This window comes from Mesorhizobium sp. M0751, from assembly GCF_040320265.1.
In the GTDB taxonomy this organism is placed as follows: Bacteria; Pseudomonadota; Alphaproteobacteria; order Rhizobiales; family Rhizobiaceae; genus Mesorhizobium.
This window is the reverse complement of sequence record NZ_JAMYPH010000004.1, coordinates 340,368-362,081: the sequence shown is the minus strand read 5'-3', so window position 1 is coordinate 362,081 and position 21,714 is coordinate 340,368. Positions and strand designations below refer to the sequence as shown.

At 63.9% G+C, this 21,714-nt stretch carries 21 protein-coding genes; 15 read left to right on the top strand and 6 right to left on the bottom strand.

Annotated features, from left to right (window positions below; genetic code table 11):
• Window positions 1-5 precede the first annotated feature (5 nt).
• Window positions 6-704: a type 1 glutamine amidotransferase gene (locus NKI19_RS09535; protein WP_352488349.1), complete on the top strand. Its 699-nt coding sequence runs from the start codon at window positions 6-8 to the stop codon at window positions 702-704.
• A 287-nt stretch (window positions 705-991) separates the two neighbouring features.
• A complete protein-coding gene (locus NKI19_RS09530) occupies window positions 992-1,132 on the top strand; it encodes a hypothetical protein (protein WP_292664785.1) in 141 nt (46 codons plus the stop codon).
• Window positions 1,133-1,226: 94 nt separating this feature from the next.
• On the opposite strand, the gene NKI19_RS09525 is transcribed toward NKI19_RS09530, so the two are convergent.
• Genes NKI19_RS09525 through NKI19_RS09515 form a run of 3 tightly spaced genes read right to left on the bottom strand, consistent with a single transcriptional unit; the run spans window position 1,227 to window position 4,028 of the window.
• The gene (locus NKI19_RS09525) at window positions 1,227-1,997 is read right to left on the bottom strand and encodes a metallophosphoesterase (protein ID WP_352488580.1); all 771 of its coding nucleotides are present in this window, start codon (window positions 1,995-1,997) and stop codon (window positions 1,227-1,229) included.
• Window positions 1,998-2,035: 38 nt separating this feature from the next.
• Window positions 2,036-3,172, bottom strand: coding sequence for an alpha-hydroxy acid oxidase (locus NKI19_RS09520; RefSeq protein ID WP_352475830.1), 1,137 nt, complete (start codon window positions 3,170-3,172; stop codon window positions 2,036-2,038).
• Between the two features lie 52 nt (window positions 3,173-3,224).
• Complete coding sequence (locus tag NKI19_RS09515; RefSeq protein WP_352488352.1) at window positions 3,225-4,028, bottom strand: FadR/GntR family transcriptional regulator; 804 nt, start codon at window positions 4,026-4,028, stop codon at window positions 3,225-3,227.
• A 306-nt stretch (window positions 4,029-4,334) separates the two neighbouring features.
• Between NKI19_RS09515 and NKI19_RS09510 the strand changes: the two genes are divergently transcribed.
• The 7 genes from NKI19_RS09510 to NKI19_RS09480 all read left to right on the top strand — a co-directional run bounded on the left by NKI19_RS09510 (window position 4,335) and on the right by NKI19_RS09480 (window position 12,426).
• Complete coding sequence (locus NKI19_RS09510) at window positions 4,335-5,669, top strand: DUF3422 family protein (RefSeq protein ID WP_352488354.1); 1,335 nt, start codon at window positions 4,335-4,337, stop codon at window positions 5,667-5,669.
• A gap of 294 nt (window positions 5,670-5,963) precedes the next feature.
• Window positions 5,964-7,460, top strand: coding sequence for an FAD-linked oxidase C-terminal domain-containing protein (locus NKI19_RS09505; protein ID WP_352488356.1), 1,497 nt, complete (start codon window positions 5,964-5,966; stop codon window positions 7,458-7,460).
• 221 nt (window positions 7,461-7,681) lie between these two features.
• Window positions 7,682-8,938 carry an FAD-binding protein gene (locus NKI19_RS09500; RefSeq protein WP_352488357.1) on the top strand — a complete coding sequence of 419 codons (1,257 nt, stop codon included), beginning with the start codon at window positions 7,682-7,684 and terminating at the stop codon, window positions 8,936-8,938.
• Window positions 8,935-9,318 carry a DUF4870 family protein gene (locus NKI19_RS09495; protein WP_352564859.1) on the top strand — a complete coding sequence of 128 codons (384 nt, stop codon included), beginning with the start codon at window positions 8,935-8,937 and terminating at the stop codon, window positions 9,316-9,318. The genes NKI19_RS09500 and NKI19_RS09495 overlap by 4 nt, the downstream gene beginning before the upstream one ends.
• A gap of 9 nt (window positions 9,319-9,327) precedes the next feature.
• Complete coding sequence (locus NKI19_RS09490) at window positions 9,328-10,077, top strand: endonuclease NucS domain-containing protein (RefSeq protein ID WP_352564857.1); 750 nt, start codon at window positions 9,328-9,330, stop codon at window positions 10,075-10,077.
• Window positions 10,078-10,085: 8 nt separating this feature from the next.
• A complete protein-coding gene (gene glcF / locus NKI19_RS09485) occupies window positions 10,086-11,387 on the top strand; it encodes a glycolate oxidase subunit GlcF (protein ID WP_352488361.1) in 1,302 nt (433 codons plus the stop codon).
• Window positions 11,388-11,418: 31 nt separating this feature from the next.
• Window positions 11,419-12,426 (top strand): hypothetical protein, encoded by a 1,008-nt coding sequence (locus tag NKI19_RS09480; protein WP_352488362.1) that lies wholly within the window; start codon window positions 11,419-11,421, stop codon window positions 12,424-12,426.
• A 9-nt stretch (window positions 12,427-12,435) separates the two neighbouring features.
• Here NKI19_RS09480 and NKI19_RS09475 read toward each other — a convergent pair whose 3' ends face one another.
• Entirely contained in the window at window positions 12,436-13,356 is a 921-nt protein-coding gene (locus tag NKI19_RS09475; RefSeq protein ID WP_292664484.1) for a bifunctional 5,10-methylenetetrahydrofolate dehydrogenase/5,10-methenyltetrahydrofolate cyclohydrolase, read from the bottom strand.
• 281 nt (window positions 13,357-13,637) lie between these two features.
• Window positions 13,638-14,372, bottom strand: a complete 735-nt coding sequence (locus NKI19_RS09470) for a L,D-transpeptidase (RefSeq protein ID WP_352488363.1) — start codon at window positions 14,370-14,372, stop codon at window positions 13,638-13,640.
• Window positions 14,373-14,594: 222 nt separating this feature from the next.
• On the opposite strand from NKI19_RS09470, the gene NKI19_RS09465 reads away from it, so the two are divergent.
• Complete coding sequence (locus tag NKI19_RS09465) at window positions 14,595-15,230, top strand: DNA-3-methyladenine glycosylase I (RefSeq protein ID WP_352488364.1); 636 nt, start codon at window positions 14,595-14,597, stop codon at window positions 15,228-15,230.
• 4 nt (window positions 15,231-15,234) lie between these two features.
• Here the strand turns inward: NKI19_RS09465 and NKI19_RS09460 are convergent, their stop codons facing one another.
• Window positions 15,235-15,486 (bottom strand): hypothetical protein, encoded by a 252-nt coding sequence (locus NKI19_RS09460; protein WP_352488365.1) that lies wholly within the window; start codon window positions 15,484-15,486, stop codon window positions 15,235-15,237.
• A gap of 208 nt (window positions 15,487-15,694) precedes the next feature.
• On the opposite strand from NKI19_RS09460, the gene hisS reads away from it, so the two are divergent.
• The 5 genes from hisS (at window position 15,695) to NKI19_RS09435 (ending at window position 21,707) form a co-directional block, all read left to right on the top strand.
• Complete coding sequence (gene hisS / locus NKI19_RS09455) at window positions 15,695-17,257, top strand: histidine--tRNA ligase (RefSeq protein ID WP_352488366.1); 1,563 nt, start codon at window positions 15,695-15,697, stop codon at window positions 17,255-17,257.
• Window positions 17,258-17,435: 178 nt separating this feature from the next.
• Window positions 17,436-18,554, top strand: a complete 1,119-nt coding sequence (locus NKI19_RS09450) for an ATP phosphoribosyltransferase regulatory subunit (RefSeq protein ID WP_352488367.1) — start codon at window positions 17,436-17,438, stop codon at window positions 18,552-18,554.
• Window positions 18,551-19,252 (top strand): ATP phosphoribosyltransferase, encoded by a 702-nt coding sequence (gene hisG, locus NKI19_RS09445; protein WP_352488368.1) that lies wholly within the window; start codon window positions 18,551-18,553, stop codon window positions 19,250-19,252. The genes NKI19_RS09450 and hisG overlap by 4 nt, the downstream gene beginning before the upstream one ends.
• Window positions 19,253-19,658: 406 nt before the next feature.
• Window positions 19,659-21,425: an AMP-binding protein gene (locus NKI19_RS09440; RefSeq protein WP_352488369.1), complete on the top strand. Its 1,767-nt coding sequence runs from the start codon at window positions 19,659-19,661 to the stop codon at window positions 21,423-21,425.
• Window positions 21,426-21,485: 60 nt separating this feature from the next.
• A complete protein-coding gene (locus tag NKI19_RS09435; protein WP_352564855.1) occupies window positions 21,486-21,707 on the top strand; it encodes a cysteine rich repeat-containing protein in 222 nt (73 codons plus the stop codon).
• Window positions 21,708-21,714 lie beyond the last annotated feature (7 nt).

Sequence of the window (21,714 nt, the reverse complement as noted above, 5' to 3'; positions counted from 1 at the left end):
TTTCGATGCGGGTCTTGGTGGTCCAGAACTTCGACAATGAGGGCCTTGGCCAGATCGGCGCGGCGCTGGTCGAGGCGGGCGCCGATATCGACCTGCGCCGGCCCTATCGCGGCGACGCGCTGCCGCAAGCTAGCGGCGGGCATGACGCCATGGTGGTGCTCGGCGGCGCCCAGAATGCGCTGGATGACGAGCTCTGCCCTTATTTTCCGGGCCTGCTCGACCTGACGCGCGACTTTGGCGAGAGGGATCGCGCGGTGCTCGGCATCTGCCTTGGCAGCCAGTTGGTAGCGCGCGCCTTTGGCGGCGAGAACCAGATAGGCGGTGCCTCGGAATTCGGCTGGCAGGAGGTCGCGCTTACCGCGGCGGCGCAGGCTGATCCGGTGCTCGCCGCCTTGCCCGAAAAATTTCCGATCTTCCAATGGCACGACGACACCTTTGTCTTGCCCGAGAGGGCCGTGCGACTGGCCGGCAACGCCGTCGCCGAGAACCAGGCGTTCCGCATCGGCCGCGCGGTCTACGGCTTCCAGTTCCATTTCGAGGCCGACCGGCCGATGGTTCGCGACTGGAGCACCTCCTTCGCACCGCTGATCGCCGAGCGGCATCCTGAATGGGCCGTCCGGCTCGACGATGAAATGGCCCGCAACGGACCGCAAGCCGATGCCGCCGGCCTGGCCATCGCCCGCGCCTGGGTGGCGACGATCTGACGGCTCATACAGTCAGCGTAGTTGGCGACGTTGCATATTTGGCACGCGGCGGCAAATCCTCCGGGGATAACGCGTTTCATCCTTGGCCTGTGTCTGTCGGCCAGCCTAAAAGGCGCCCGCTCTGCATCTTGCGTGCAACCGCGATGAACCTTTCCTGTGACCCGCGCGACACACCGCCGATACAGAACATGCCTAGAAGCGCGAAACCGTCAGACATTTGCGACGTGTTTTGCGTTTCAACGCATTGGTAACCCGCTCGTGCATAGATGCAGGAAGCTCAACAAGAGATGACGTCCGTGAAAGCAGCCTTTTTGTCCTTTGTCATGTTGTCGGCTATCGTGTTGTGCGGCCTCGGCATTTATTCCGCCGACGCGGCCAACGACCACAATGCCGTCGACGGCTACGGCGTCACCGCCGCGCTTCGCTAGCCTTCGTCGTCCAGCGCGCCGCGAACGCGAAGCGGAGCGCAGGCCCTGGGATCTCTGCCGTGACTCAAGCGTCGCGGCTTCGGCTGAATATCAACTAAGCCCGCTCACCCGTGACTGTCAGGATATGCTTGTCCGCACCGTCCACCACGAGTGCGGTGAGGTTTCCCGACTGCCAGGCGAGTGTGTCGACATTGACGCGGTTGCCGGTGATCTCGGCCTTGGGCACCGGCGTATGGCCGTGCACCACGATCTTGGGATGAAGACCGGTGTGGTCGTGGAAGACCTCGCGGATCCAGATCAGGTCCTGCCGGCTCTGGCTTTCCAGCGCAACGCCGGGCCTGATGCCGGCATGGCAGAAGAAGAAATCGCCGAACGTCACTGAGAAGGGCAGCGAGCGCAGGAACTCGACATGGTTCTGCGGCACCGCCTCGACCAGTGCGGCGTGCCCTTGCCGCAATGCCGCATCGGCGCGGCCAAACCAGGCGCTGCTCCCACTGAGCGACACGCCATAGGACAGCGCCGTCTGGATACCGCCATAGCGCATGAACAGACCGTCCGGGTCGGGGACATCGAGAAAATCGAGGAAGCCGAGATCATGATTTCCGGCCAGCATCAGGTGACGCGGATCGCGTCTTTGCGCGTCGATCAGGAAATCGATGACGCCCCTGGAGTCCGGGCCCCGGTCGACATAATCGCCGAGATGGATCACGCGCCAATCGACCGACGGCCGTTGACTGAGCTCCGCCTCGATCCGCCGGTGCATGGCGGTCAGCAAATCGAGCCGGCCGTGCACATCGCCGATCGCGTAAAGGCGCATGCCTTGCGGTCCGCGCGCCTCGTAGAAACTGATGCCGGGCTCCGTCAATGCCTGCGTCGCCTCCGTGGTCATGCCGCCACGGGACTTTAGCGCCGAAGCTGATCCTTGCCCATGTCGGTGACCAGACGCTTTCCGCACAGTGCCAGCGTTATGTCCATCTCCTTGCGGATGATTTCCAGCGCCTTGGTAACCCCTTCCTTGCCGAGTGCGCCGAGGCCGTACAGGAAAGGCCGGCCGATATAGGTGCCCTTGGCGCCGAGGCACAGCGCCTTGAGCACGTCCTGGCCGGAGCGGATGCCGCCGTCCATATGCACCTCGATCGTATCGCCGACGGCGTCGGCGATCTCTTCGAGTGCCATGATCGACGACGAGGCGCCGTCGAGCTGGCGGCCGCCATGGTTGGATACGATGATCGCGTCGGCACCCGTTCTGGCCGCCATCAGCGCATCTTCCTTGTCGAGAATGCCTTTCAGGATCAGCTTGCCGCCCCAGCGTTCCTTGATCCAGGCGACGTCCTTCCATGACAGATGCGGATCGAACTGCTCCTTCGTCCAGGACGACAGCGAGGCGAGGTCGCCGACGCCCTTGGCATGGCCGACGATGTTGCGGAAGCTCCGGCGCTTTGTCCCGGCCATGCCGACGCACCAGCGCGGCCTTGTCGCCATCTGCCAGAGGTGCTTCGGCGTCATTCGCGGCGGCGCCGAAAGCCCGTTGCGGATATCCTTGTGGCGCTGGCCGAGGATCTGCAGGTCGAGCGTCAGCACCAGCGCCGAACATTTCGCCGCTTTTGCGCGGTCGATCAAATCGAAGACGAAATCCTTGTCGCGCAGCACATAGAGTTGGAACCAGAACGGCTTCCTTGTCACCGAGGCCACATCCTCGATCGAGCAGATGCTCATTGTCGACAGCGTGAACGGCACGCCGAATTCTTCCGCCGCCTGCGCCGCCAGCATCTCGCCGTCCGGATGCTGCATGCCGGTCATGCCGGTCGGCGCCAGCGCAACCGGCATCGTCACCTTCTCGCCGATCATGGTTGATTCCAGCGAGCGGTTGTCCATGTCGACAAGCACGCGCTGGCGGAACTTGATCTTTTGGAAATCCTCTTCGTTGGCGCGGTAGGTGCTTTCGGTCCAGGCGCCGGAATCGGCGTAGTCGAAGAACATCTTCGGCACGCGGCGGCGCGCCAGGTCCTTGAGGTCGGCGATGGTGAGAATGCTGCTCATGGATCTTTTCCGTTGGTTCTTCGCTGGTCGTCGTTGAATTTCTGGCCGGTGCCTACGGCTGTTTTCTTGCCGGCTCGCCGTCACCGGGCTCGGAGCGCTGCCTGAGCCTCAGCCGCGACACGCGTTGCCAGTCGCCGCTGCGCTCGGCCTCTGCCATCGACCGTTCGACATAGGAGATGTGGTCCATCGCCGCCTGCCGCGCCGCGGCCGGATCGCCGGCCTTGACCGCGGCGTAGATTGCCCGGTGCTGCGAAAGCAGCGCCTCGCGCGCGCCCGGCACGCTGAACACCAGCCGCCGGTTCTGGAACACGCCTTCCGACAGCAGCCGATAGCAGGAGCGCAGCGTGTGCAGCAGGATGATGTTGTGCGCGCATTCGCAGATCGCGTGATGGAACTCGACGTCGATTTCCGCCTCGTCGTCGAAATTGCCGGTCCGGTGCGCCTCGTCCATACGTGCCATGATGCGGTCGAGCAGCGCCAGATCGTCCGATGTGGCGCGCCGCGCCGCATATTCCGCCGCCACCGCCTCGATCTCGCGGCGGTACTCCAGATAGTCGGTCACCGCCTTGCGATGCATAGAGATCAGGTCGGTCACCGGCTTGGTGAACAGCTGGCCGATGACATCGGCGACATGGGTGCCGCCGCCTGGCCGTGTCGTCAACAGCCCGCGCCCTTCCAAGGCTTTCAAGGCATCGCGCAGGATCGGCCGCGACACCTCGAACTGGCGGGCCAGCTCGCGTTCGCCCGGCAGCCGGTCGCCGGTGCGCAGGACGCCTTCGAGGATCAGGCTCTCGATCTGCTGCACCACCTCGTCGGCGGTGCGCGAATGCTCGATCCGGGAGAAAATGTCGCTCAAACGGGGGCCTGGGGGTTGAACCGATGTTGCGCAAGATAAAGCCAGCGTCGTCAACTGGTCAAATTATTTATCCAATTCGCCCGGCCGGGCCGGTTTCACAGCCGCGGCTTCATATCAGCTTCAGCTAAACTGGTGTTTGCGTCCCCTCGAGATTGCCTCTAGAGCAATTCCAGGAAAAGTGTGAAACGGTTTTCCGTCCGGAATTGCGCAGAAACAAAGAGATAGAGCGGTTCGGCGTTTCCGTGAAACGATGGACCCTCTAGGGACATCATTGCCAAAGGGCTCAGAGAAGCCCGGGGACCAGCCGTGCCAGACGCCGACCCTTCCAACCTCGAATTCCAGCTGCGCGCCAAAGGAGTGGGCGGCAGCGTCATGGGCTTTCCGGCGCATGAAGGTCGCCCCGGTGCGCTTGGCGAGGTCCACGCCCGGCCGCAGCCGCTGGTCGAAAAGCCGCGCGTGCTGGTGCAACTTTCCTTCATGACCGAAGCTGGATCCGGCGTCGATCAGGCCGTGCTTTCCGAATTGTCGCGACGCCTCGGCATCGCCGCGCCCGACCCTCACGCCCGCCACCACGCGATGAAATGGGGCAAGGGCTCGTTGCGCTGGGAACGCCACACGGAGTTCTCGACCTATCTCTGGGAAGGCCCGCTCGCCGAAAACGGCAGGGGGCAAGGAGACACACCCTTCGGCAACGGGTTTTCGCCGCCGGGCACGGTGATTTCCGGCATCAGGCTGGAAATCCGCAAATGGACGCCGGCGAACGAAAAACTGATCGCCGGTTTCGACCCGACCAGCCTGTGCTATTCGCTGGTCGAGCGCGGCAACGCGGCCATCGTCACCGATTTCCGTCAGGATGGCGACGGCTTGACCCGCATGCTGGTGCTCGACCGCGGCCTGACGCCGGCGCGCACCGGGGCGCTGTCGCAGCGGCTGATCGATATCGAAACTTACCGCACGCTGGCCATGCTCGGCCTGCCGCTGGCGCTGACGCTTTCGGGGCGGGCCCGCCGCATCGAGGACAGGCTGGCCCAGACCACGCTGGAAATGAAGGTCGCCGAGACCCGGGACAGCCAGACCTTGCTTGCCGACTTGACCGAGCTTGCCGCCGAGCTGGAGGCCGATGCCGCCTCCAGCCTCTACCGCTTCGGCGCCAGCCGCGCCTATGACGGCATCGTCGGCGAGCGGCTGGAGGCGCTCGAGGAAGAGGCGGTGCCCGGCTACGACACCTGGGGCGGTTTTCTTCAGCGCCGCGTCGCGCCGGCGATGCGTACCTGCCGTTCGGTCGAGGAGCGTCAGGCCAACCTGTCGACGAAGCTCACCCGTGCCACCACGCTGCTGCGCACCTGGGTGGACGTCGAGGTCGAGAAGCAGAACCGCGATCTTTTGGCATCGATGAACAATCGCGCCCGCCTGCAATTACGCCTGCAGCAAACGGTGGAGGGGCTCTCGGTCGCCGCGGTGTCCTACTATGTCGTCGGCCTCATCGGCTACGTCGCCAAGGGCGTCTCGATCTTCGGCCATGCCTTTGCGCCGGAAATGGTCACCGCCGCCTCGGTGCCGCTCGCCGTCCTGCTCGTCTGGTGGGGCGTGCGCCGCGTCCGCCGCATGCACTCCGAACCAGGCAAGCAGCCGGGCGAGTAGGCAGGTAATCTCCCCCCTTGAGGAGGAGATGTCGCCGAAGGCGACAGAGGGGGTCGCCTCGCGTGGAGCGCCAACGCTCTACCGACAAGAAATGACGTTGGCACTTTACGCGCCAGGACCCCCTCTGACCGCTTCGCGGCCATCTCCCCCTCAAGGGGGGAGAAAGCCAGCGGCAGATTGCCGCTGCGGAAGCCTGTCCCGGCCACAGGCCTTCCATCCCGGCCAAAGCGGCATTTGCAACCGACAGCCGTCGCTGGTAAAAGATTTTTACCAGTCGATCGAAGGAGGCTGTCGATGTCCGGCCTTGCCATGCCGAAACCAGACGAGGCCACGATGCGCCGGCGTGACGTGATCGTCGCCGATATGCGCATCATCGTGCCGGGCGAGGGCGTCGTCGACGCCGCCAATGCAATGCGCGCCTTCGAGAGCGACGGGCTCACCGCCTACCGGCAATTGCCGCTGGTCGTGGTACTGCCGCAAACCGTGGCGCAGGTCTCGCGCGTGCTGAAATATTGCAGCGACCGCAACATCCGCGTCGTGCCGCGCGGCTCCGGCACCTCGCTCTCCGGCGGCGCGCTGCCGCTCGAGGACGCGGTGCTGCTGGTGATGAGCCGCTTCAACCGCATCCTCGAGATTGATTTTCAGAACCGCATCGTCGTCGCCCAGCCCGGCGTCACCAATCTCGGCATCACGACCGCCGTCGAGCAGGAGGGCTTCTATTACGCCCCCGATCCATCCTCCCAGATCGCCTGCTCGATCGGCGGCAATGTCGCGGAAAATTCCGGCGGCGTGCACTGCCTGAAATACGGTCTCACCGCCAACAATGTGCTCGGCGTCGAGATGGTGCTGATGAATGGCGAGGTGGTGCGCCTCGGCGGCAGCCATCTCGACGCGGAAGGCTACGACCTGCTCGGCGTGATGACCGGCTCCGAAGGACTGCTCGGCGTCGTCACCGAGGTCACCGTGCGCATCCTGAAGAAGCCGGAGACGGCGCGTGCCCTGCTGATCGGCTTCCCGACCAGCGAGCAGGCCGGCCAATGCGTCGCCGACATCATCGGCGCCGGCATCATCCCGGGCGGCATGGAGATGATGGACCGCCCGGCCATCCACGCCGCCGAGGATTTCGTCCAGGCCGGCTATCCGCTCGATGTCGAGGCGCTGCTGATCGTCGAGCTGGACGGGCCGGGTGTCGAGGTCGATCACCTGATCGGCCTGGTCGAGGCCATCGCCTATAGGAACGGCTCGACCACATGCCGCATCTCGCAATCGGAACAGGAGCGGCTGAGCTTCTGGGCCGGCCGCAAGGCGGCCTTCCCGGCAGTCGGCCGCATCTCGCCCGACTATTACTGCATGGACGGCACCATACCGCGCAAGGAACTGCCGCGCGTCCTCGCCGGCATGCGCGAACTGTCGGAGAAATACGGGCTCGGCGTCGCCAATGTCTTCCACGCCGGCGACGGCAATCTGCATCCGCTGATCCTTTACGACGCCAACGTGCCGGGCGAACTCGACAAGGCGGAAAGCTTCGGCGCCGACATATTGCGGCTCTGCGTCAAGGTCGGCGGCGTCCTGACCGGCGAGCACGGGGTGGGCGTCGAGAAGCGCGACCTGATGCCGGAAATGTTCAACCAGATCGATCTCGACCAGCAGATGCGCGTCAAATGCGCCTTCGACCCCAACCATCTGCTCAACCCTGGCAAGGTCTTCCCGCAGCTGAGGCGATGCGCCGAACTCGGGAGGATGCACGTGCATCGCGGGCAGACGGCGTTTCCGGACATTCCGAGGTTTTGAGTGGAAGCGTTGGCGCTTGAACACCCCCCTCTGTCCTGCCGGACATCTCCCCCTCAAGGGGGGAGATTGGCAGCTTGCGCGCCTCGCTCTTTCTTGGAGGTTGAAGATTGGCGAAACCCAACGCCGCATTCGATCTCCCCCCTTGAGGGGGAGATGTCCGGCAGGACAGAGGGGGGCGCGAAGGAACTCGACTTATTTTCCTTCGAGGTGGTTATGTCGCCATGACCACCTTCACCCCCTCAACCGCCGCGGAAACCCTCTCCACCGTCGCCTGGGCAGCCGCGGAAGACTCCCCGCTCGAAATCCTCGGCCACGGCTCCAAGCGCGGCATCGGCCGGCCGCAGCAGAGTGAGCATACGCTCGACCTTTCCAAACTCTCCGGCGTCATGCTTTACGAGCCGGCCGAACTGGTGCTGTCGGCAAAAGCCGGCACGCCGCTGGCCGAGATCGAAAGCCTGCTTGCCGAAAACGGCCAGCAATTGGCCTTCGAACCGATGGATTACGGCCCGCTGCTCGGCGGTGAGCCAGGGCGAGGCACGATCGGCGGCGCACTCGCCGCGAACCTTTCCGGGCCGCGCCGGCTGAAGGCCGGTGCTGCACGCGACCACATTCTCGGCATAGCGGCCGTTTCCGGGCGCGGCGAGGCCTTCAAGTCCGGCGGCCGCGTGGTCAAGAACGTCACCGGCTATGATCTGTCCAAGCTGATGGCCAACAGCTGGGGCACACTGGCGGTGTTCACAGACGTCACCTTCAAGGTGCTGCCTTCAGCCGAGACCGAAGTCACGCTCGCGATCCGCGGCCTGCTCGACGATCATGCCGTCGCCGCCATGGCGCTGGCGCTCGGCTCGAGCGCCGAAGTGTCGAGCGCTGCCCATCTTCCCGAACGGGTCGCCGCGCGGGTCGCCGGCGGAAGTCTCGGCAGCGATGCTGCGACGCTGCTGCGCATCGAGGGCTTCGGCCCGTCGGTCGCCTACCGCATCGCCGCGCTGAAAGGCCTGCTGAAAAACGCCGGGCCGCTGCATGAGATTTCGGGTTCGGTCTCGTATTCGGTCTGGCGCGATATCCGCGATTGCGGGCCGTTCGCCGATGGCAGCGAAAGGCCGGTATGGCGCGTCTCGATGGCGCCGTCGCAGGGCCACCTTATGGTGCTGGCGCTGCGCATGCAGGCCGCGGTCGATGCCTTCTACGATTGGCAGGGCGGGCTGATCTGGCTGCGCATGCAGCAGGACGATCCCGAGGCCGGCCTGTTGCGCGGCCTGATCAAAAAACATGGCGGCGGCCATGCAACGCTGGTGCGCGCAACCCCTTCGCACCGCGCTGCGATACCCGTGTTCGAACCGCAAGCGCCGCAACTGGCTGCACTGTCGGCGCGGCTGAAGGCCGAATTCGACCCGAAGAATATCCTCAATCCGGGGCGTATGGTGCCGGGCGCAGGCTCTGCTACTCTTTCGCCGGCAACCGAGGGAGGAGCACAATGAGCGATCCAGGCCAAAACGGTACGTCACGCCAGACCGACCGCTGGCTGGAGCCCGGTCCGACCAATGCGCTGGTCATCTACATCCTCTATCTCGCCGGCCTAGCCATCGGGGTCAGCGACATTGTCGGCATCGTCCTGGCCTATATCAATCGCGGCAAGGCCGGCGGCTTCGTCGAGAGCCATTACACGTTCCTGATCCGCACCTTCTGGATCGGCCTGCTCTATGCGCTGATCTCGGCGCTGCTGATGGTCGTGGTCATCGGTGTCGTGCTGATGGTTGCCGTTGCCGTCTGGTTCATCGCCCGCTGTATTCTCGGCCTGCAGGCGCTACAGCGCGGCGAGCCGGTCAAGAACCCGGACAGCTGGTTTCTGGGGCAATGAGAGAAGATTATGAGACAAGATTATAAGGCATGGCTCGAAGAACAGAAATACGACTCAGGCACAATCACCGCCCAACTCCATCGTGTTGGGCGTGTGGAAAAATTCTACGGCGACCTCGATGCACATTTCGCCAACGGGACACTGCAAAACATTATAGATGAATTGAACTATTCGGCCGAAGACGGGCGTCATAATAAGCCCAATCCGTCTAAGATACAGATCGAAGGAAATATTCGGAATAATCTTGCCTCCTATAAGAATGCGGTGGTGAGATATCGCAAGTTTCTGACAGGTTGGGAGCGGTCTGATGTCGAAGCGCCGGTCATTTTAGGACCTGCCTCTATGCCAGCGCCGATCGAGGCCGAGGCCGAGTTTTTTCGTCAAAAACTCTCGCTTGAGCGCGATATGCAAGCCGCGTTGCGCCTCCGAATAGGACAGTTGGGCGCTACGCTCTCAATCATAGACGATGGCGCCGAACGATCAGTTGACTCGGGCTTGATCGATATCACTTGCATTGACAGCAAAGATGGCGCGCTGGTTGTGATCGAACTGAAAGCTGGGAAGGCGGACAGCCGTGCGATTGGCCAAATTCTAGGCTACATGGGGGATTTGGCAGAGGAAGAAGAAGAAGGCCGTGTCGTTCGTGGAATCTTAGTGGCCGACGAATTCGACAAGCGTTCCAGATCGGCGGCTAGGGTCGTGCCCGCATTGAAGTTGATGCGCTATGCGATCGATTTTCGCTTCGAGCCGGAAGAGTAGCGAAGTCGATGCAGACCAATTTCTCAGCTGCCCAGCTCGCCGATCCGCATGTCGCGGAATCGGAGAAGATCCTGCGCAAATGCGTGCATTGCGGCTTCTGCACGGCCACCTGCCCGACCTATGTGACGCTCGGCAACGAACTGGATTCACCGCGCGGCCGAATTTATCTGATCAAGGACATGCTGGAAAACGGCCGTCCCGCCGACAAGGAGATCGTCACCCATATCGACCGCTGCCTGTCCTGCCTCGCCTGCATGACCACCTGCCCGTCGGGCGTCAACTACATGCATCTGGTCGACCACGCCCGCGCCCATATCGAGGAGACCTACAGGCGTCCGCTGGCCGACCGCCTGACCCGCGCCATACTGGCCTTCGTGCTGCCCTATCCCAAGCGCTTCCGCGCCGCGCTCAAGCTGGCAAAGTTCGGCCAGCCATTCGCCGGTCTGTTCGAGAAAATCTCGGCATTGAAGCCGCTGGCGGCGATGCTGAAGCTGGCCCCGGCGTCGGTCCCGGCAGTTTCGCCGATGGCTTCGCCGGGCATCCATGCCGGGCAGGGCGCCCAGAAAAATGGCCGCGTCGCCATCCTCACCGGCTGCGCGCAATCGGTGCTCGATCCCGGCATCAACGACACGACGATCTCGCTGCTGACCCGGCTTGGTGTCGAGGTCGTGGTGCCTGAGGGCGAGGGCTGTTGCGGGGCGCTGGTGCATCACATGGGCCGCGAGGGCGCTGCCTTGGCCTCCGCCCGACGGAACGTCGACGCCTGGACGCGCGCCATCGAGCAAGGCGGGCTCGACGCGATAATCATTACTGCCTCCGGCTGCGGCACCACCATCAAGGACTACGGCTTCATGCTGCGCCTCGATCCGGCCTATGCCGACAAGGCGGCGCGGGTGTCGGCGCTGGCCAGGGACATCACCGAATATCTGGCCAGCCTCGACCTGCCGGAGCCGGTGCGCAAGCCGGGCACTATCGTCGCCTATCATTCGGCCTGCTCGATGCAGCACGGCCAGAAGATTACCCGCCAGCCGAAGGAGCTTTTGGTCAAAGCTGGCTTCGTCGTGCGCGAGCCGCGCGAGGGGCATCTCTGCTGCGGTTCGGCCGGCACCTACAACATCCTGCAGCCCGGGATTTCGGCGACGCTGCGCGACCGCAAGGTCAGGAATATCGAAGCGACCGGCGCCGAAATCGTCGCCACCGGTAATATCGGCTGCATCACCCAGCTTGCCTCCGCCGCCAAGCTGCCGGTGGTGCACACGATAAAGCTGCTCGACTGGGCTTATGGTGGCGAGCCGCCAAGAATGGGTTGATTGCTCTGCATTCGCTCATGAGAATAGGGCAATGTCCGATTTAGAATCACTAGAGATTGAAACCATCGTTCGGCTGTTGTCGAAGACGCCGCGCGCGACAATCCAGGCACGCTTTGAAGACTGCACGGCAATCGCGGCTCGGCATCTCAAGGACGGGTCCGAATTCCTATTTGCGCTGATAAAGGCGGCGGTAGCAGCCGACGTTCACCAGACCACTTTGATTGATGACGTGATTTCGTTTCTCGACGACGCGCATTTGGCTCGCCTGGCATTTTTCCTGCAAGAGGAAGTGAAACGCGGAATAGACGTGGAGGATCTGCTGGCTCACGTTGCCTTGCAGGCGCCGGAATTGTTTCCAGACAGCACGTTGGCTGACATTCCCGATTTCGCAGACTGGCTGACGCATGATGATCCTCGTTCGCCGCCGGCATGTCATCATTTCATCTTTGAGGAAGGCGCTCCGAGCGACATGTCTTTTCCGACGCATCGCAACCATCCCACTTGGCACCTGCCGGGGGCAGGACCGCCATTTACGGTTGGCGGCGAGGGATCGGCAGTGTGCCCGGCCTGTCGCGAGCGACTGATACATCTGGTTACTCTGGACAACCTTGGGAGCGAGCTGACGATGCGCATCCCCAGACTCCGTATCGAGACCTGTGCAAATTCTCTCCAACCGACCTATTATTCCCACGACGCTGCCGGTATGCTGACGCCGATCGCGCCTCTGCATTCGCCCTATATTGTGAGGCCTGCACAAGCCGCCGAGAAAAGAACTGTTCAGTTGGCACCGACCCCTAAACGATGGCTCAGGCAGTCGTACGGGATAAGCAATTCAAGGCAAAACCTGTTTCGGCTCGGTGGGTTGCCGTCGTGGATTCAGGGACCGCAGTTTCCAGTCGTTCCCGGAACGGAGCGGGAAATGAAATTTCTTCTTCAGTTCGATTCACTCGCTGGTTTCTTCTGGGGCAGCGGCGGCATGCTCTACGTCTTCTGGGATGACGAGTCCCGGATCACCTGCCATGTGCTGCAATACACGTGACGAAAGCGCCTACTCCGCCGCCAGCCTGTCCGCCGTGCCGTAGGTTGCCTGGTAGCGGGCGCGCTGGCGGCTGAGCGCCACCATCGTGTTGCGCAGCAGGATCGCCACGGTGATCGGGCCGACGCCGCCCGGCACCGGCGTGATCCACGACGCGACATGCCTGACGCTCTCGGCATCGACGTCGCCGACGATGCGGCTTTCGCCGTCCGGCCCGATCTCCGAATTGATGCCGATATCGATGACCGCCGCACCCGGCTTGACCATGTCGGCCTTGATCAGCCGCGGCTTGCCGACGGCGACGAACAGCGCGTCGGCGCGGCGTGCGTGTGCCGCCACCGAGCGTGTCATGTGATGGCAGACCGTCACTGTCGCGCCTTCGCTCATCAAAAGGAAGGCGATCGGCTTGCCGACGATCTCGGAATGGCCGACGACCACCACTTCGAGCCCCTTGAGGTCGAGCCCGGTTTCCCTGAGCAGTTCGACCGAGGCGGCGGCGGTGCAGGGCGCCAGGTCGAGCTGGTTGTAAACGATGTTGCCGATCGAGGCCGGATGCATGCCCTCGACATCCTTGAGCGGATGCACCGCCGCCTGCAGCGTCTTGATCGGAATGTGCACCGGCACCGGCCGCTGGATGATGATGCCGGTGACGCGCGGATCGGCGTTAAGCCCGTGGATCGCCGCTTCGAGTTCGCCGGCGGTGATGTCGGCGCGAAAACGCCTTTCCTCGAAGCCGATGCCGGCCAGCCCCGCCTTGGCGCGCTGGTTGCGGACATAGACATCGACCGCCGCGGTGTCGCCGACGGTGATCGATACCAGCTTGGGCGGAAAGCCTTCGGCTGTTGCGATCGCGGCGTCTTCGCGCACGCCGGCGATGATGCGTTGGGCAACCGGGCCGCCTCTGAGATAGCGGCTGTCATCGGAAAGGGACATCGGGATGGGGCCTTTATCTGGATTTTAGCCGCCACATAGCAAGGCAACGGCGAAAAGGCAGCGCGAAAAGCGAACCGCCATGCCGGTCGCGCGACGTGCTGGCGAAATCTTCCCGTCAATTCTTGCTGGCGCTGGCGCAAACAAAAAGGGCAGCACGGCTTGCCGCGCTGCCCTTTCGTGACTGGCCGCATCCCCACACGGCCCGTCCCCCGTTATTCATTCATCTGGCCTTAGAAAGCCAAAGCTAATGTCTTTCTAGACCAGGTGATTCGTTACCGCAACTATATCACCACCACCGTTGTTCCGATATTCACGCGTTCGTAAAGGTCGACCACGTCCTCGTTGCGCATGCGGATGCAGCCCGACGACACGGCGCCGCCGATCGTCCAGGGCTGGTTGGTGCCGTGGATGCGGTACTCGGTCGAACCGAGATAGAGCGCGCGTGCGCCGAGCGGGTTTTCCATGCCGCCGGCGAGATAGGTCGGCAGATAACGGCCCTTGGCGGCTTCGCGGGCGATCATCACCGCCGGCGGCCGCCAGTCCGGCCAGACGCGCTTGTTGGTGATCTTGTGGGTGCCGGACCATTCGAAGCCCGGCTTGCCGGTGCCGACGCCGTAGCGCCGCGCCTTGCCGTTCTTGCCGACCAGATAGAGGAAATTCTCTCGCGTATCGATGACGATCGTGCCCGGCTTCTGCGGGCCGTCATAGGCGACTTCCTGCGGCAGATACATCGGGTCGATCTGCCGCCGCATCACCATGCGCTTGGCCGGCGCCTGCACCGCTGCGGTGCGTAGCTGATCCGGTTCGGCCAGCCGCCGGTAACGCCGTTGCGGCTGCGCCTCTTGCCGGCTCTGCCGCACGATGCCCGGCGCATGGCCGAGCTGCAGCACCCAGGGCGCCGAAAGGTCGGGACTGACCACCACCGGCGGCCTCTCGGCATAGCGGTCGTTGGCATTGGCGGTGCCGGCCGCAAGCACGGCCGCGGCGCCGAACAGTGGGAACAAGAATATCTTCATCGCAACGCACCTTGATCGTCGAACATGCCGGGGTACAAAGCCTCCCCGATTTCGCCGACATTGAGCGCGAAGCGGCAACCGAAACATGAATCGGAATGCGTAAAATACCGATCTGTCAGTAAAGCTTTTGGTGTGGTTACCGCCAGGTTCAGGAATCTGGTAAAGCCGCGGTAAAGGCCGCGTCAAAACGCGTTAACGCCAGGACACGAACGGAATTCCGCCATGGACGAAAAGACAGGTCTGCTTGCCGGTCCCGACGGCGTCGCCCGCTGCTTCTGGCACGGCAATCTGCCGGATTATCTGCACTACCACGACCACGAATGGGGCCGGCCGGTCGCCGACGACCGCCGCCTGTTCGAGAAGATCTGCCTCGAAGGTTTTCAGTCGGGCCTGTCCTGGCTAACCATATTGCGCAAGCGCGACAATTTCCGCGAGGCGTTTGCCGGCTTCGATGTCGACAAGATCGCCGCCTTCACCGACCAGGATGTCGAGCGCCTGCTTGGCAATGCCGGGATCATCCGCCACCGCGGCAAGATCGTCTCGACCATCAACAACGCCAAACGCGCCCGCGAACTCATCGACGAGGCCGGCTCGCTGGCCGCATGGTTCTGGAAATTCGAGCCCGGCCCCGACGAGCGGCCCGAGATCGTCGATCTCGCCCATCTGCGCGCCAATCCGACGACGGCCGTCTCGGTCCGCATTTCGAAGGAGCTGAAGAAGCGCGGCTGGAGCTTTGTCGGCCCGACCACCGTCTACGCCTTCATGCAGGCAATGGGACTGGTCAACGACCATCTTGAGGGCTGCGTCTGCCGCGAGCCGGTCGAGGCGGAGCGGAAGGCGTTCAAGCGGCCGAAATAGCGGCTCAGGCGCCGCCGGCGCCGGCGAGGAAAAACCCGGCGAGGATGGCCGCCAGCGCGGCGAACACCGGATAGATCACCAGCAGGCCGGTCATCAGCACGTCGCGCATGGTCGGCCCGCTGCGCTGTTGCGCTGCTATCTCGAACGGTCCGGCGATTTGCTTCGTCTTCGGCGCATAACCATCGGCCGGCCGCAGCCGGACCGAGGCGTCACGTGCGCCGCTATCGATGATGTCGAACTTTTCTAGCGTGGCCATGGCCCCGAACCCCGTGTTTCGGCGCGCTTATCGGCCCGGATTGTGTCGGCACGATGCCGCGCGCATGGCGCAATTGTTTCAGCATCTTTTTCCTGCCCTCTCGCGCAGGGGGAGCAGGGAGAAGCGCACCCTTGCCTTCTCCGGGCTGCATCGGTAGGACACGCCGACCCGAAATAAGTCACCGATTACCTAGCAAAGTACCCATTCCATGGCCGACAAATCCGAAAAGATGAAAGCGCGGCTGCCGCGCGGCTTTGTCGACCGCGGCGCCGACGATCTGCGCGCCGTCGAGAAGATGATGGCCACGATCCGCTCGGTCTTCGAGCTCTACGGTTTCGAGCCGGTCGACCAGCCGCTGATCGAATACACCGATGCGCTCGGCAAATTCCTGCCCGACCAGGACCGGCCGAACGAGGGCGTGTTCTCGTTCCAGGACGATGACGACCAGTGGCTGTCGCTGCGCTACGACCTGACCGCGCCGATGGCGCGCTTTGTCGCCGAAAATTTCGAGCGCCTGCCGAAACCCTATCGCAGCTATCGCTCCGGCTGGGTGTTCCGCAACGAGAAGCCCGGTCCCGGCCGCTTTCGCCAGTTCATGCAGTTCGACGCCGACACGGTCGGCACGCCGGGCGTCGCCGCCGATGCCGAGATGGCGATGATGATGGCCGACGTGATGGAGGCGCTCGGCATCAAGCGCGGCGATTACGTCGTCCGCGTCAACAACCGCAAAGTGCTCGACGGCGTGCTGGAGGCGATCGGTCTCGGCGGCGACGAGAATATCGGCCGCCGGCTGACCGTGCTGCGCGCGATCGACAAGCTGGACAAGCTTGGTGTCGAGGGCGTGCGCCTGCTTTTGGGCGCGGGGCGCAAGGACGAGAGCGGTGATTTCACCAAGGGCGCCGGGCTGGACAATGCGCAAATCGACGTTGTCATCAGCTATTTCACAGTCATGGCGCAGCACGATCCCGAAAAAATTGTCCAGACACTGGGATCCATCAACCCCGGTCTCAGCAATCTTATCGAGGAAAGGAAACTCGAACATCTGGGCATCACGAACGCCTCGTTTGTCGAGGGCCTTGCAGAGTTGGAGCAGATAAGAACCATGGTCGCGCAAAGCGGCTACGGTGAGGATCGCATCCGCATCGACCCTTCCGTCGTCCGCGGCCTCGAATATTACACCGGCCCGGTCTACGAGGCCGAGCTGCTGGCCGAAATTCCCAACGAGGACGGCCAGATCGTGCGCTTCGGTTCGGTTGGCGGCGGCGGACGTTATGACGGTTTGGTCTCGCGCTTCCGCGGCGAGCCGGTGCCGGCTACCGGTTTTTCCATCGGCGTCTCGCGCCTGATGACGGCGCTGAAGAACCTCGGCAAGCTCGATACTTCCGATATCATCGCGCCGGTCGTCGTGCTGACCATGGACAAGGATACGGAAAGCCTCGGCCGCTACCAGAAGATGGTGGCCGAGCTGCGCGCCGCCGGCATCCGCTCGGAAATGTATCTCGGCGGCGCCGGCATGAAGGCGCAGCTGAAATATGCCGACCGCCGCGGTAGCCCGGTCGCCATCATCCAGGGCGGCGACGAGCGCGCCAAGGGCGAGCTGCAGATCAAAGACCTGATCGAGGGTGCGAAGATGTCGGCGGAGATTGTGGACAACGCCGAATGGCGCGCCGCACGGCCGGCGCAGGTGACCGTGGCGGAGAGTGGGCTGGTCGCCGAGGTGAAGAAGATACTGGCGGCGCAGGCGGCCGACCGGGCGAAAGGTGGCGCGTGAGCACCCCCCTCTGGCCTGCCGGCCATCTCCCCCTCAAGGGGGGAGATCAATCTCGCCGCCGCCATCGCCAAGTTTTCAAAATAGCAAGCGATGCGCCGACCGCGAAGCTGCCAATCTCCCCCCTTGAGGGGGAGATGGCCGGCAGGCCAGAGGGGGGTGCCTCGCGCCCTACATCCCCATGACCTCGCGCCCCGCCATCGCATCAGACATCGCGACGCTCTTCGCCGCGCGCAACACCCATGCGGTCGAGGTTGCCGTGCTGCAGCCGGCCGATCCGTTCCTCGACATGGCCGGCGAGGATTTGCGGCGCCGTATCTTTCTCACCGAGAGCGAGACCGGGCAGACGCTTTGCCTGCGGCCGGAATTCACCATTCCGGTATGCCTCGACCACATTGCCAGCCAGGCCGGCACGCCGCGCCGCTATTCCTATCTCGGCGAGGTGTTTCGCCAGCGCCGCGAGGGCGACAACGAATTCTTCCAGGCCGGCATCGAGGATCTCGGCGACCGCGACACGGCCGCCGCCGACGCGCGTTCGCTGGCCGATGCGCATGCGCTGCTGTCGCTGGTGCTGCCCGGCCGGGAGCTGGCGGTCACGCTCGGCGACCAGACCATATTCGAAGCGGTGCTGGCAGCGCTTGGCTTGCCGCGCGGCTGGCGCATGCGGCTGGCCCGTGCCTTCGGCTCGGCGCCGATGCTGGAGGCTGCCCTTGCCGACCTCGCCAATCCGCCGCGCAACAGCCAGCTCGCCGGCCCGGTCGCTACGCTGGTCCTCGACGGCGATCTTGACAGCCTTTCGGCCCATATCGCCGGCGGCATGGAACAAGCCGGCCTGTCGGCAACGGCGGGGCGTTCGCCATCCGAGATTGCGCGGCGGCTGATCGAGAAGGCCGAGCTGCGCAGCGTACGGCTGTCGAACGAGGCTTTCGCGGCGCTGAAGAGTTTCCTGGCGATCGATGTGCCGCTCGATAGCGCCGCCGGGGCGCTCGAAAGTTTCGCGTCCGATGCCGGGCTTTCGCTGGGCGCCGCGCTGGAGAATTTTGCCGCCCGCGCCGCGGCCATCGAAAGCCTCGGCCTGCCGATGTCTGAAATCCGTTACGACGCCGCCTTCGGACGGCCGCTCGATTATTACACCGGGCTGGTTTTCGAGATCGCGGCGCAGGGCGGCGACCGGCCGCTCGCCGGTGGCGGCCGCTACGACCGGCTGCTGACGCTGCTCGGCGCCAAAACGCCGATCCCCGGCGTCGGTTTTTCCGTCTGGCTCGACCGCATCGAGGCGCTGCGGGAGACGGCGCCATGATCACGCTGGCACTGCCGTCGAAAGGCCGGCTCAAGGAGCAGGCGCTGGAAATGCTGGCCAAGGCCGGGCTTGCCGTCAGCCTGCCCGGTGACGAGCGCAAATACCGCGCCCGCATCGACGGCCTGAACGGCGTCGAGATAGCGTTCCTGTCGGCCTCCGAGATCGCAGGCGAAATCGGCCAGGGCTCGGTCGATCTCGGCATCACCGGCGAGGACCTTTTGCGCGAAAACCTTGCCGATTGCGAGGCGCGCGCCGAAATCATCGGCCGCCTCGGTTTCGGCAATGCCGATGTCGTCGTCGCCGTGCCCGACATCTGGCTCGACGTCGATACCATGGCCGACCTCGACGACGTCGCCGCCGATTTCCGCCAGCGCCATGGAAGGCGGCTCAGGATCGCCACCAAATACTGGCGCCTGACCCAGCAGTTCTTTTCGCAAAAGCACGGCATCCAGGTCTACCGCATCGTCGAAAGCCTCGGCGCCACCGAAGGCGCGCCGGCGGCGGGATTGGCCGATATCGTGGTCGACATCACCACGTCAGGCGCGACGCTGCGCGCCAACCATCTTAAAGTGCTGGCCGATGGCGTGATCCTGCGCTCGCAGGCCTGCCTCGTAGCATCGAGGAAGGTGCGGGCGGCGGCCGACGAGGCGGCGTTGCGGGATATTGCGGGCAGGATGGCATCGGTGAACGCAGCTTGACGCTGCTTATCTCCCCCCTTGAGGGGGAGATGTCGCCAAAGGCGACAGAGGGGGTCGGTACGTCTTGACGCGACTCTCTTAACCGACAGAACAGGCAGGAGCTCCACGCGAGACGACCCCCCTCTGGCCTGCCGGCCATCTCCCCCTCGAGGGGGGAGATAAGCAGCTGCGCCGCTGGCGCCTGAAGCGATTTTCCTGACATACAGCAATTTTGTTCTTGCTTTGTGCCGGCAGCTATGCTACTAATCTCGCTATGGTGCCAATTGGCCCCGAAGACCCGCCCGCCGAGGCGGGTTTTTTATTTTTCGGCCCTGACCGGGCGAGTTCCAGCCCAGCCCTGCCATCGGCGGGATTTCCACCACCCCGCCGGGCTGATAGGCTCGGCCTGTCTGCGGAGGACACGGCGATGCCGATCAATCTCGACGAGTTGAAGAATGCAACCAGCCTGCGCGGCAAGCGCGAGGGCGGCTCGTTCATTGCGCCGGTCGACGGCATGGCGCATGTCTCGGGCGAGCGCAGCGTGCCGCTGCTCAACCTGACCATCCCGGCGCTGTTTGCCGATACGGTCGGCAAATACGGCACGCTCGATGCCGCTGTCTTCGTCGAGCAGGACAAGCGCTTTACCTGGGAGGAACTGTCGGAGACCGTCGATGCGCTCGCCGCTGGTTTCCTGGCGCTCGGCCTCGAGAAGGGCGACCGCGTCGGCATCTGGTCGCCGAACCGCTGGGAATGGCTGGTAACGCAATTCGCCACCGCCCGCATCGGCCTGATCCTGGTCAACATCAACCCGGCCTACCGGCTGGTCGAGCTGGAATATGCCTTGAACAAGGTCGGTTGCCGAGCGCTCGTCACCGCCGCCAAGTTCAGGAGCTCCGACTATCTCGGCATGATCGAGACGCTGGCGCCGGAGATCGCCAAGGCCAACCCCGGCAAGCTCGAAGCCAGCAAGCTGCCGGCGTTGAAGATCGTCATCCGCATGGACGAGGAGAGTTCGCCGGGCATGTTCAACTTCGCCGACGTGCTGGCGATGGCCGGGCGCGACGAGCATGACAAGCTCGACCGCATCTCGGACGGGCTGAAACCGGACGATGCCATCAACATCCAGTTCACCAGCGGCACCACGGGTGCGCCGAAGGGCGCGACGCTGACCCACAACAACATCGTCAACAACGGCAATTTCGTCACGTCGGCAATCAGGCTCACCGTCGACGACCTGCTGTGCATCCCGGTGCCGCTCTACCACTGCTTCGGCATGTCGATGGGCACGATGGGCTGCGTCACCAAAGGCGCGACCATGGTTTTCCCCAGCGAGGGTTTCGATGCCGGCGCCACGCTGAAGGCGGTGGCGACGGAACGCTGCACCGCGCTCTACGGCGTGCCGACCATGTTCGTCGGCCTGCTCGACCATCCGGAGTTCGCCTCCTTCGATCTCACCAGCCTGCGCACCGGCATCATGGCCGGTTCGCCATGCCCGATCGAGGTGATGAAGAAGGTGGTGTCGCTGATGCATATGGCCGAGGTGACCATCGCCTATGGCATGACCGAGACCAGTCCGGTGTCGTTCCAGAGCAGCGTCGACGATCCCCTGGAAAAGCGCGTCTCGACCGTCGGCCGCGTCCATCCGCATGTCGAGGTCAAGGCCATCGACACCGAAGGCGCCACCGTCGCGGTCGGCGCGCCGGGCGAGCTCTGCACGCGCGGCTATTCCGTGATGAAGGGCTATTGGGACGACGAGCAGAAGACCCGCGAGGCGATCGACGCCGACGGCTGGATGCACACCGGCGACCTCGCCACCATCGATGCCGAGGGCTATTGCAACATCGTCGGCCGGGTCAAGGACATGGTCATCCGCGGCGGCGAGAACGTCTATCCGCGCGAGGTCGAGGAGTTTCTCTACCGCCACCCCAAGGTCAAGGAGGTGCAGGTGTTCGGCATTCCCGACCCGAAATATGGCGAGGAGCTGTGCGCCTGGATCGTGCTGAAGCCCGGCCAGATCACCACGGAGCAGGAGATCAAGGCCTTCTGCGCCGGCCAGATCGCCCATTTCAAGATCCCGCGCTACATCCGCTTCCGCACCGAATTGCCGATGACGGTGACCGGCAAGCCGCAGAAATACCTGATGCGCCAGGCGATGATCGATGAACTGGGATTGGTGACGCAGAAGACGGCGTGAAAAGGCTTCCGTCTACGCGCGACGGAAGCGTTGTTTGGGCAACAGATTGAGGGGTGTTCCATGCGGTTTGGGTTAGGCGTGCTTTTCCTGGCAACTCAGGTGGCAGCCACCGCGGCGCTGGCGCAGACGGCGGCAGAGCGTGAGGCCTGCCAGGCGGATTACCAAAGATTGTGCAAGGGCGTGTTGCCGGGCGGCGGCCGCATCGTCAAATGCCTGGCCGGTCACATGAGCGAGCTGACGCCCGAATGCAAGAAGGTCGTCAAGGCCAACACGCCCGGCTAGCGCACGA